General features: G+C 37.2%; 9 protein-coding genes. All 9 read right to left on the bottom strand.

Annotation, left to right across the window (positions count from 1 at the left end; all coding sequences use genetic code 11):
- Positions 1 to 13: 13 nt before the first annotated feature.
- Genes nuoN through P6N22_RS05605 form a run of 9 tightly spaced genes read right to left on the bottom strand, consistent with a single transcriptional unit; the run spans position 14 to position 12,253 of the window.
- Positions 14 to 1,522 (bottom strand): NADH-quinone oxidoreductase subunit NuoN, encoded by a 1,509-nt coding sequence (gene nuoN / locus P6N22_RS05645; RefSeq protein WP_280330989.1) that lies wholly within the window; start codon positions 1,520 to 1,522, stop codon positions 14 to 16.
- Positions 1,522 to 3,084, bottom strand: coding sequence for an NADH-quinone oxidoreductase subunit M (locus P6N22_RS05640; protein ID WP_280330987.1), 1,563 nt, complete (start codon positions 3,082 to 3,084; stop codon positions 1,522 to 1,524). The genes nuoN and P6N22_RS05640 overlap by 1 nt, the downstream gene beginning before the upstream one ends.
- 1 nt (position 3,085) lies before the next feature.
- The gene (nuoL, locus tag P6N22_RS05635; protein ID WP_280330985.1) at positions 3,086 to 5,008 is read right to left on the bottom strand and encodes an NADH-quinone oxidoreductase subunit L; all 1,923 of its coding nucleotides are present in this window, start codon (positions 5,006 to 5,008) and stop codon (positions 3,086 to 3,088) included.
- Between the two features lie 3 nt (positions 5,009 to 5,011).
- Positions 5,012 to 5,320 carry an NADH-quinone oxidoreductase subunit NuoK gene (nuoK, locus tag P6N22_RS05630; protein WP_280330983.1) on the bottom strand — a complete coding sequence of 103 codons (309 nt, stop codon included), beginning with the start codon at positions 5,318 to 5,320 and terminating at the stop codon, positions 5,012 to 5,014.
- The gene (locus tag P6N22_RS05625) at positions 5,317 to 5,889 is read right to left on the bottom strand and encodes an NADH-quinone oxidoreductase subunit J (RefSeq protein ID WP_280330981.1); all 573 of its coding nucleotides are present in this window, start codon (positions 5,887 to 5,889) and stop codon (positions 5,317 to 5,319) included. Before P6N22_RS05625 ends, nuoK begins: the two co-directional genes overlap by 4 nt.
- A 12-nt stretch (positions 5,890 to 5,901) precedes the next feature.
- Entirely contained in the window at positions 5,902 to 6,519 is a 618-nt protein-coding gene (gene nuoI, locus P6N22_RS05620; RefSeq protein ID WP_280330980.1) for an NADH-quinone oxidoreductase subunit NuoI, read from the bottom strand.
- A gap of 11 nt (positions 6,520 to 6,530) precedes the next feature.
- Entirely contained in the window at positions 6,531 to 7,520 is a 990-nt protein-coding gene (nuoH, locus tag P6N22_RS05615; RefSeq protein ID WP_280330979.1) for an NADH-quinone oxidoreductase subunit NuoH, read from the bottom strand.
- 3 nt (positions 7,521 to 7,523) lie between these two features.
- On the bottom strand, positions 7,524 to 10,010 hold the full coding sequence (locus P6N22_RS05610; protein ID WP_280330977.1) for an NADH-quinone oxidoreductase subunit G: 2,487 nt from the start codon (positions 10,008 to 10,010) through the stop codon (positions 7,524 to 7,526).
- Complete coding sequence (locus P6N22_RS05605) at positions 10,007 to 12,253, bottom strand: 2Fe-2S iron-sulfur cluster-binding protein (RefSeq protein ID WP_280330975.1); 2,247 nt, start codon at positions 12,251 to 12,253, stop codon at positions 10,007 to 10,009. Before P6N22_RS05605 ends, P6N22_RS05610 begins: the two co-directional genes overlap by 4 nt.
- Positions 12,254 to 12,259 lie beyond the last annotated feature (6 nt).

Here is a 12,259-nt window from a genome sequence, read left to right as displayed (position 1 = left end):
AATTTTTTCGTTATTAATAACCACTATTATATACAAAAGCTGTAATGAATTCTAAAAGTGGGTTTACAGCGATAAAAGCAAAGATTGTTCCCATAATTGCTATACCGATGATTGTATTTAACGGTTTTGTAGCATTTGCAACATATACACATGCACCGTTTTCAAGTACTGGTTCTTTCATGAACATATAAACAATCAGTTTTAAGTAATAGTAACCTGCAATAGCAGAGTTTAATGCCATAATTAATGCAAGAATAGTGTAACCACTAGTTACTGCAGAAGAGATCATATATAGTTTACCCCAGAAAAGTGCAAACGGTGGAATACCTGCTAAACTTAACATAAACAATGCCATAATAAGAGCACTGATAGGTGCAGTTTTAATCATACCTGCAAACTTGTCATATGAATGATCAGACGTTTGGTGTTCAGGTAGTTTTTTCTGTCTTGAGATCCATAACATTGAGAATGATCCAAGGTTAGTAAAACTAAACAGTACCCAGTATAAGAATAGTGCAGAGTTTGCTTGTGTAGTACCAATTAAGATAGCTGCCATTACAAAACCAGCGTGTGAAATTGAAGAATACGCAAGCATACGTTTTACATCAGTTTGCACAAGTGCCCAAAGGTTTGAGATAGTCATAGTTACTACAACAAAGATATAAAGAATTACTTCTAACCAAGTGATGTTGCTGTGTACCAGGAATTCAAAAAGTCTCATTGTAACAACGAATGCTGCGATCTTTGGAACGATTGACATATATCCTGCAAGAGCTGCCGAAGAACCTTCATAAACATCCGGTGCCCATGTATGAAACGGAACAAGAGATAGTTTGAAACCGAAAGATGCTAACATAAATACTACTGCAACAAGTACATAACCGATATCTGCATATCCGTTGTTTGCTAATACTAAGGCAATTTTGTTAATTTCAACCGAACCTGTAAGTGCGTAAAACACCATTGCACCAAAACTGTAAAAACCAGCTGCTAAAGCACCCATTGTAAAGTACTTCACTGCCGCTTCAAAAGATTTGTCACGGTTGTGCATTGCAATCATTGTATATAGAGCTAAAGACGAAGTCTCTAAACCTACGAAGATCAGAATTAAGTTGTCTGAAGAAACCATGAATTGGAATCCACCAATCATAAACAGGAACAATGCGAAGAACTCAGGATATGAGAACTCGTGGAAACGTTTAGATGTCAACGCTAACGGAATAAACAGCATAGATGCAATTACAATAATGAATTGTGCAAGAATTGCCAGACCGTCAATTAACATTAAGTCAAACACACCTAAAGTGATACCACTTTGCGTAAAGATCTCACTAGAATCTACTAGTGCGATAAAATCCATACCTAGGAATAATAAAGAAAGTACAACATATAAAGTTTTATGCAGACCACCTTTAAATAAGTCAATAACTAAAATAAGTAGTGCACCAATGATTGGAATCAGCATAGGTGCTAGAGTTATTAAGTTTAATGACTCTACAGGGATATTAATTGGTGATAACATTAATGTACCTCCTTAACAGAAGATTTTGAAGCAATAACAATCTCTTTTGATTTTACTAGATTAGGAATTCTCTCTTTAGCTAAATCAGTTTGTGATTTGTTATGCATTAATTGAACAATCGCTTTTACAGAGTTATCAATCGGCTCTAAAACAGGTTTTGGATAAACACCTAACCAAATTGTAATGATTGATAATGGAATAAGCGCGATAAGTTCACGTTTATTTACATCTGGTAGATTTTTATTTTCTTCTTTAGTAACATCTCCGAAGAACATTTTTTTGTACGCTGAAAGCATATAAATCGCACCAACGATAATTGCTGTTCCAGCAAGAAGTGTTAACATATGAGATTGTTGATAAAAACCTAGTAAACTTAAGAACTCACCAACAAAGTTAATAGTAAGTGGCATACCAACAGAAGCCATTAACATAATTCCAAAGATAGTTGCGTATCTAGGCATTACGTTTCCAAGTCCACCGAATTCACTCATTAACTTCGTATGACGTCTGTCATAAATTACACCAACAAGTAAGAACAGTGCACCAGAAACAACACCGTGACCGATCATTAAGAAGATTGAACCAGAAATACCTTCAACATTTAATGCAAATGTACCAAGGATGATAACACCCATGTGTGAAATTGAAGAGTAAGCAACAACTTGTTTCACATCTTCTTGAGCATATGCAACCATAGCTGTATAGATAATCATGATAATTGCAATGATTGCAATTGGAACCATGAAGAATGCAGATGCATCAGGGAACAGTGGTAATGAGATACGAACGAATGCGTATGTACCCATCTTAAGTAAGATAGCAGCAAGGATTACAGAACCGATAGTCGGAGCTTGACCGTGCGCATATGGTAACCAAGTATGAAATGGGAACATTGGAACCTTGATCGCAAAACCGATAAAGAATGCCGCAAATAACCATAATTGGAATGTCTCAGGTAAGATCAATCTGTACCAGTCTAGGAATGCAAAACTCCATACGCCTGTAGCTTGGTAATAGAAAAATGCCATGAAAAGCATACCAACTAACATTACAAGTGAACCTGCAAATGTATACAGGAAGAACTTAATAGATGCATAGATACGTAAAGGACCACCCCATGCACCGATGATGTATACCATTGGTACTAAAGAAAGTTCCCAGAACACGTAGAATACGATAGCATCAAGAGCTGCGAAAACACCGATCATTGTCATTTGTAAGAATAGAAGCGTAATAATCATATTCTTAACATTAGGAGTCTCTGTAAGTGACGCAATACCAATCATTGTAAAAAATGAAGCTAAAATGATAATAAATAAAGAGATACCGTCAACACCTAACACATAGTTAATACCAAATGCAGGTACTAATGGTAAATGCTCCATAAATTGCATACCAGAAACACTATTATCAAAAGCGAACCATAACCATAGTGAAAGTATGAACTCAACAAAAGCCACACTGACACCAAATGCACGGATACTCTCTTTTTGGATCATAAATCCAAGAATACCTGCTATGGCCGGAAAGAAAATTAAAATCGATAAAATATGATCTATCATCTTACATTACTCCTAAACCTGATAAGAACACTTTGATCTCATCAGAATATCTAACTGCTAATCCAAAAACTACAGCTAAAGACAGTAGTACTAACGTACCAGCTACCATCCATTTTAACATCGTAGAAAGATTTCCACTTTGCATACCTCTTGTTTGCTCACCTGTTCCGTAAAGAACGTTTGCAATACCGTCAACTGTTGCATCAACAATTTTAAGATCAATTTTTTTCCAGAACATTTCTGAAATCTCTCTATACGGCTGTACTAAATATTTCTCATACGCATATGGGATGTAATATTGGTTAAAAAGAACTTTATAACAAAGTCTGTTTTCCATTTTACTTGTTCCATCTGGAACTGTTGACCAGCTTGAGTATTTTTTATAAGCAAAAAGTACTGCTGCGATAACAAACAGTTGTGTACCGATTGTCATACCCCAGTATACTGCAGGGTGATGGATATGATACTCAATAGCAGGAAGTAAACCTGTAATCATCTCGAAGTATGAAAGTTTTAGTGAACCTGCAATAATTGCAAGAATTAATAATGGGCTCATCGCTACAAGCATAAATTTGTATGCTTCATGCGGATGGATACCGAAAAGTTTGTATCTCTCTTCACCATGGAAGATAAGAGCAACTAGTCTGAATGAATAGAATGCCGTTAAACCTGCAGTGATTAATAACACTGAATAGATAATGTAGTGATGCTCAACAAATGCCGCTTCTAGGATTAGATCTTTTGAGAAGAATCCAGCAAGAGGGAAGATACCAGCAAGAGCAACTGAAGCAAGAGTCATCATAATAAATGTCCACTTCATTACCTTTTTCAGTCCACCCATTTTAAACGGATCAAGTTCATCATGCATAGCATGCATTACGTTACCAGCACCAAGGAATAATAACGCTTTAAAGAATGCGTGAGCCATAAGGTGGAAAAGTGCTACCCAGTATGCACCAAGTCCAGCTGCAGCAAACATATACCCTAACTGTGAAAGTGTAGAGTAAGCGATGATTCTTTTCATATCACGGTTAACAAGTGCCATTGAAGCTGCAAAGATTGCAACAAAAGCACCAAGAGATGCAATGAATAATCCAACATTTGGAATCATGTCATATAGTTCGTTTGAACGGATAACTAAGTAAACACCTGCTGTAACCATTGTTGCCGCGTGGATAAGAGCCGAAACAGGAGTTGGACCTTCCATCGCGTCTGCAAGCCATGTATGTAATGGGAACTGAGCCGATTTACCCATAGCACCAACAAATAAGAAGATACCGATCCACACTAGCGTTGCAGTGTCTAAGTTAGCCATTGCAGAGAATGCTTCGTGATATTGTAAAGTACCAGTATTCCAGTAAATTAGGAAGATACCGATTAACATACCAAGGTCAGCGATACGGTTCATAATGAACGCTTCATTAGCTGCCCAAGTTGCGATCTCTTTGTGGTACCAGAATCCGATAAGACCCCAAGAACAAAGACCAACACCTTCCCAACCGATGAAAAGACCAGCGAAGTTGTCACTCATTACAAGAACCATCATTGAGAAAACGAAAGCCGATAACCAAGCAAAGAATCTGTTAAATCCAGCATCATGATCCATATATCCGATTGAATAGATATGAACGATTGTTGAAACAAGAGTTACAACCATCATCATTGTTACAGACACTTCATCTACAATAAAACCAAACGGAATATAAAGATCACCCGTAGCCATCCAAGTCATCATTTCAACATGAACCGCTTCACCACCACCAAGTATGTGTGCTAAAAGAATAGAACTACTTACAAATGATGTAAATATTAGTAAACTTCCTACAATACCAGTAAAAGTTTTCTTTGGAGTAGCAGTAAAAAGTGCCGAAAACAAAGAACTTACTAGCGGTGCAAAAAGCGCAATATATAAATATTTTTCCATATTTTATCCTCTCATACTTGCCATAGTTTCAAGGTCAATATTGTTGTGACGTTTGTGCCATACAATTAATAAACCAAGACCAACAGCTACTTCCGAAGCAGCAATAGCAATTACAAAAAATGCAAACATTTGACCTGTTAGGTCACCGTAATAATGTGAAATCGCAGCAAAAGCTACATTTACCGAGTTTAGTAAAATCTCAGTTGCGAAAAACAGTAATAACAGGTTCTTTCTTTTCATTACACCCACTAAACCAATAGCAAAGAGTATTGTAGATAGAACAAGATAGTGATTTAAACCTATTTCCATCATGAAAGCACCTTTTTATTTTTTTCTTCAAGTTCAAGGATCTCATCAGCACTCATCATTGTAAGTGAAAGATCCATTTTCTTACCAGCTAAGATAATACCTGCAATCATAGCTACTAAAAGCATTACTGCAGCTACTTCAAATGGAATAAGGTATTTTGTAAATAAAACAACACCAACTTGTTGTGTATTACCTACGTTTTCTAATTCCGGAGCAAATGCCATCATATTGTCAGATACGATTGGAGCAGCAAAAATAAGTACAACTAAAATAGCTGATAAAGTTGCCATTCCAACTACGATGTATTTGTTACCTTGCTTCTCTTTTACTTCACGTGTAGTGTCGAAGAACATCATACCAAAAGCATAAAGAGCCATTACAGCACCCGTATAAACGATAATTTGTATCGCACCTAAGAAATCAGCACCAAGGATAAAGAAAAATGCCGATATAAAAATCATTCCTGCCGCTAATGCACTTAATGCATATAACGCTTGCGATGTTGTTACAGTAATGTAAAACATTGCAATAGTTAAAAACGCAAATAAGTAAAACGCTATCGCTTCAAACATAGTCCAAACTCCTTAATATGCTAGAGGTGTTTTCTTAACACGCTCATCTTCATGTGGTGTAATAGCACCGAAACCTTCAAACTCTCTTTGAGCTTTTGCTTTCATAGTGTCTATTGGTGTTAACATATCATCATATAAAATGAAATGCTCTCTTTGATCACTCGCATTTTCATACTCACCACCATGAGTAATAGCAAGCTCTGGACAAACTTCCGCACAATAACCACAGAAGATACAACGCCCTAAGTTGATGCTGTATTCAGAAACTTCTTTTCTTTGGTTTTCATCGTATTTTGTCTCCATACGGATACAGTTAGAGATACAAATCTTTTCACAAAGACCACATCCAATACATCTTTCAGCATCTGATTCCCAAAGACGTTTCATCTCGTGAACAGCACGGTATCTTGGTCCGATTGGCATTTTTTCAGCCGGATATTGTACTGTGTGTATATCAGCTTTGATCATCTCACGAAGTACAACCCACAGACCTACAAAAAGCTCCCCTTTAAAAGTTCTTTTTGCAACACGTACGAATTTCTCCCATGGTGTTTTAGGATAATCTTCGATATCTACTAAGAAGTAGCCGTTTTCAGCTACGTTTCTATCGTTAAATGGTTCCATATTCATCCCATATCCCCTTAAAACATCATTACAAAACCAGTGATTACAACGTTAATCACTGCGATTGGCATAAGCACTTTCCAACATAACCACATAAGTTGATCCGGTCTTACATCTGGCCATGCAGCTCTAGTCCATAAGAAAAAGAAGAAGAAAAATGCAACTTTTGCTAATAAACCTAAAGCTCCTAGGAAACTACCGTCTCCGTATCCACCTAAGAAAATAAGTGGAATAACAAATGAGATAAAGAACATGTTCGCATACTCACCGATGAAGAAAAGACCCCATCTCATACCAGAGTACTCTGTACCGAAACCATCAATAATTTCGTGATCGTTTGCAATTAAGTGGAATGGTGTACGACCAGTTTCAGCAAAAGCAGCAATCCAGAAAAGTACAAACGCTACCGGTTGTGACCATACGATCCAGTTTGAGATACCGCCAGCTTGATACTCATTAAAATCGATTAATGAAAGTGAACCAACCATCATAATTGGAGCTAAAATTGATAAACCAGTTACAACTTCATACGAAATAAATACTGCAGCTGTACGAGCAGCTGAAATTAGTGAATATTTATTTGCTGAAGCCATACCACCTAGTAATGGTCCATATAGACCAACTGCCATAATACCTAGGATGTATAAGATACCGATATTGATATCTGCAACAATCGGGTGTACTTCGTATCCAAAAATTGTAAAAGACGGTAAGAATGGAATAGCAGCAGCTGCCATAAATGCAGTTGCAGCAGTAATTACCGGAGCAATTTTAAAGATTTTTCCAACAACACCTGTTGGGATAATATCCTCTTTTGTAAAAAGTTTGATACCATCTGCTGCAACTTGTAAAAGTCCGTAAGGACCAACATTCATTGGTCCAAGACGACGTTGCATAAATGCAAGTACCTTTCTTTCAAAATAAGTACCAATACCAGCAAGTGCTGAGAATATTAGTAAAATTACAACAACTTTAATAATCGTTTCTATTAAATATGCGCTATCCATACACTACACCCTTTCTATCGAAGCTACATTGAAACGGTAACCGTCAAATAATGCCTCTGAATTTAATTTAGAATCAAAAGTAGGAAGAACTACAATTGAGCCAGCTATTTTGTTATCACTAACTACAGCAGCTGTAAGTTCCCCTTTGTCAGTTTTCACTCTTACTGTATCTCCCTCGTTGAAGTCTGAGTTAGATAAGAACTCTTCTGACATATATACACCGCTTACTTCATCAAGTTCAGTAGCTTTGTTTGTGAAGTCGTTAAATTGTCTTACAGGATTTGCAAGGTAGATTATACTACCTTCTAGCTTGTCCTCGCTGAATTTAGCCACACTCTCGTCACCGCTTGAAGTAACTGCTACGTTTTCTAACACATAACCTCTTACTTCTGTACCATCATTTTCATAATGGTTTGGAAGGTTGTCAAACTGCTCTGCTTTAAAACCTTTTGCAACAGGAAGTTTTACAGTGTAATCAATTACGTTTTCAGCTTCAAGACCAAGAGCATTAGCAATATCGTTTAACTCATACCCTTTATATGACACTGCAGCATTTGTAGGATTTACTCTTTTGTTAATCGAAGTAAGCGTTCCCTCTTGTTGATTCATAGCAGGCATATCAAGATCACCGTCACCTAAAGCTGATAGTGTAAAGTCACCATTTGTGTTGTAACCAACAGTATAAGATCCAGCTGTATCGTCAAGGTCACAAATTAAACTAACACCTAACGTATTTGTAAGTGTAGGAATCATTGTAACTTCAAATTTAGAATACTTCTCAATTAATGCAACTAGTCTTGCTAAATTTTTAGAGTTTGGATGGTTGTAAAGATCCGGTCCAACCATAAGAGCAAAAGTTTCTGCTTTTTTCAGGTTTTTCTCTAAATCTTCCATAAACTTATCACCAGCACCGATAAGCTCTAAAAGTTTATTTTCATCAACTGTAACGTCTTTGGCAACTTTCTTAGAAACCATAGTAGATTTTTCTACTTCAACTTCTTCTTCCTCACCAGTTTCTTCGTTAACTTTCATCTCTTTAACAAGTTCAATAACTTTTTCTTTTACAGTCTCTTCAACCGTAATAGTTTTCTCAGAGTGAAAAGATGCTAAATATTCAGAAACATCACTTGGCATAGCTGCTTTGTCACCGAATAGATCTAGAACTAAGTAAAGAGCGATCTCTTCTTGAAGCGGTGCATGTTCTACAGTCATGATAGACTTTCCAAGACCTTCAATAACAGGATCTTTTAGAGGGTGAAAGTAAAGTCCAGCACCTTTGTTTACCGTCATAGAGTTGTTAAGAGCGTATCTAGCATTTGGATTATCAGTTTTAAGTGCCGATCCAACTGAAACAATAAAGTTAGAATCCATAGTTACTTTAAGATCTCCGCCGTAAAGTGATTTACCGCTTACTTCAGAATAATCTTTTAAGAACGTTTGGAACGATTTTGCTTCATTGTTTACAAGTTTGTAACCAAATTTCTCTTTCATAGCTTGTAAGAGATATGCTTCTTCATTTGTGATAGTTGAAGTAAATGCAATCGTATCTGCTTTTTTGAAAGCTTCTACTGCATTAGCAAATGCCACTTCATCTTTTGCAGTAGTTGTGTTTTGGTAATCAAAACCGTAACGACCCGCACCACATAAAGATACATAGTTCCACTCGTTCATAACACGATAAATTTTCTCTGTATCGTCATGTAAACTTGTATGTTTTACATCGTAAGAGATTTGACATCCTGCCGAACAGTGACCACAAGTTGCAGGAACTTGGTTTAGTTCCCATGCATTTGATTTGTACATGAAATGTGTATCAACTAATGCACCAACAGGACATACAGCAGCACACTCACCACATGATGTACAATCTAGATGATCAGTACCATCTGTTAAACCGATTACCGACTTGTTCAGTTTATTCCACATCGCATATGCATCTTTAGGCATTGTTTCTTTAAATTCCGCATCAATACCTTCAGCACCACGTGCAATAGTTTTAAGTGAGTTGTCACCAATCATATCTTTACATGCAGTAACACATCTCTCACAAACTATACATAGACCCGGATCGTAGTGTAAGTGCCCCCAGTCATGAGCACTTCTATCTACATCTTTGATCGCATAGCTTTGTGAATCTACTTCAATTTCTAAAGTATAGTTCTGAAGCTCACACTCACCAGATTGGTCACAAACACCACACTGTAATGGATGGTTTACATCGTAAACTTCCATAATAGCACGACGCTCTTTTTCGATGTTCTCTGTCGTAGTTGTAATATTCATCCCGTCTTTAGCTTTAGCGTTACAAGCATATACTTGTTTCCCGTCAGCTTCAACAAGACAAATACGACAAGCTAGAGTTGGCGAACATCTCGTCAAATAACATATTGCCGGTATGAAAATATCATTCGCACGAGCGGCATTGAGTATATACTCACCCTCTTGCGTCTGTATCTCACGGCCATCAATATTTATACTGATTTTACTCATGATACCACTCTTTCTATCTTAGATTTAGCGAATCTATACGCACTAGCATCTTCTGTTTGATCAAACATAGGATTAAGTGCAATAGTCCCTTTTAACTCATCATCAAGTTTAAATGTTCTTGTTAATGTAGTTGCACCAAAAGTGATCGTTACCGTATCACCGTCAGAAATTTTTGCAGCCGTTGCAAACTGTGCAGAACCTCTTAAACTATTATCTTTTGGTAATTGTTTAGTTTTGTTCGTATAGTTGTTAAACTGTAATACAGGGTTTGCATTGTAGATAACTGTACCGTTATATTCCGGTAATTCTTCTACATCTTCAAGCTTCCCGTCTGCTTCAACTTCAACTTCGTCTAACAGATAACCTCTCACATCTTCACCAAGCCCAGTTAAGAAGTTCTCTAAGTCATCGAATTCAATCGCTTTAAAGCCTGCAACACTTGCCAACTCTTTCGTGTAGTCAATTGTGTTTTTAGCCTCTAAGCCTAAAGCATTTGCAATATCGTTTAACGTATAACCGTCAAAACCGAGTGCCACGTTTAACGGAAGCACTCTGTTGTCAATACTTACAACAGTTCCCTCTTGTTGGTTGAGTGCAGGTACTGCCATATCTGCATCACCTAAAGATGAAATAACAAAGTCACCTTGAGCGTTATAACCAACAACGTTTGCAGTGTCAGTATCCACATCAAGATCACAAATCATGCTTGCACCGATAGTATTTACTTCGCTTGGGATTACAACTAAAGTAAACGTCGTATATTTTTCAATAATAGCTGCAAGTTTTGCAATATTTTCTGCTCTTTCATGTGCTAAAACATCACTACCGATAATCAGTACGTTGTTTTTCGCACGAGCAAAAGATTTTTTCATGAATTTAAGTTCATCGTCACCTACATTGCTCTCAGCAGACAGGTTTCCAAGATCTAAATTATCTAAGAATGCTTTTGTATCTTCATCTACATCCACATTCTCTAAAAGCTCATTTGCAATTAGTGCTAAAACACCCTCTTCAGTACCAACTTCATATTTCATGAACTGTGTAACAGTATTTTGAAGTAATGCGTCTTCGATCGGATGCGCATATACAATTTTTGCACCGTTATGGCGAGATGCTGTTGTTAAAGCATATCTTACACCCGGATTGTCAGTTGCAACTCTTGACCCTAAAACGATAGCCGCTTCAGCTTGTTTGATTGCATCTAATGAACCACTATGGTGAAGTTTACCGCTTACAGAACTGTATGCTTTCATAAAAGCAGCGTATTTTCTAGCATCCTCATTGAACAGTTTCAAGCCTTGCGTCTCTTTTAACTTCTGTAAGATGTACGCTTCTTCGTTCGTAATCATTGAACTAAAGCGAATAGCACCTGCATTTTTCACAGCCTCTACGGCAGCGTTAAATGCAGCAGAATCACTTTTTTGCTCATTGTTAAAATCAAATCCGAAACGTCCAGCACCACACAGTGAAGTGTATTCAAAGTTATTTTTTACTCTGTGAATTGCTTCAGCACCGTTAATGCCAGTGTGACGTACTTCGTACTCTAATGAACATCCAGCTGAACAGTGTGCACAAGTTGACGGGATACGTGAAAGTTCCCATGCATTTGCAGAGTATTTAAACTCAGAGCTCACAAGTGCACCGACCGGACATACTGCAATACACTCACCACAGAAAGTACAGTCTAATTTCTCAGCATTTTTAGGGATAATAGTTGAACTGTATCCACCAAAGAAAACATCAATTGCATCATCACCGATAGCTTCATTACAAACGTGCGTACACTTCTCACACATAATACATAAAGCAGGATCATATGAGATAAGACCCCAGTCTTTAACTGTTTTATGTTGCTCACGAGCTGTAAAGCTTTGTTGTGAAATTCCAAAATCAAGTGTCATGTTTTGAAGATCACACTCACCAGACTTATCACAAACACCACATTCTAATGGGTGGTTAACATCATAAAGTTTCATGATGTTTACACGCTCTTGCTCTAATGCAGCAGAATTTGTTTTTACTTCAATTCCCTCAGTCGGAGGCGTATTACACGATAGAATAAAACCATCTACACCTTCAACCTCTACAGAACAGATACGGCACGATGCACAAGGGCTTGTTTTTGAGATGTAACACATAGTAGGAATATGGATTCCCGCTTTACGTGCAACTTGTAAGATAGTCTCACCCTTTTGAGCTTCTACAAGTTGACCATCAATTTTAAAGTTAATTGTCTTACTCATTCCGCC

It is taken from the genome of Sulfurimonas sp. C5 (genome assembly GCF_029872055.1).
Lineage (GTDB): Bacteria > Campylobacterota > Campylobacteria > Campylobacterales > Sulfurimonadaceae > Sulfurimonas.
Note: the sequence above shows the minus strand (reverse complement) of the source record. Positions and strands in the feature narration are given on the sequence as shown.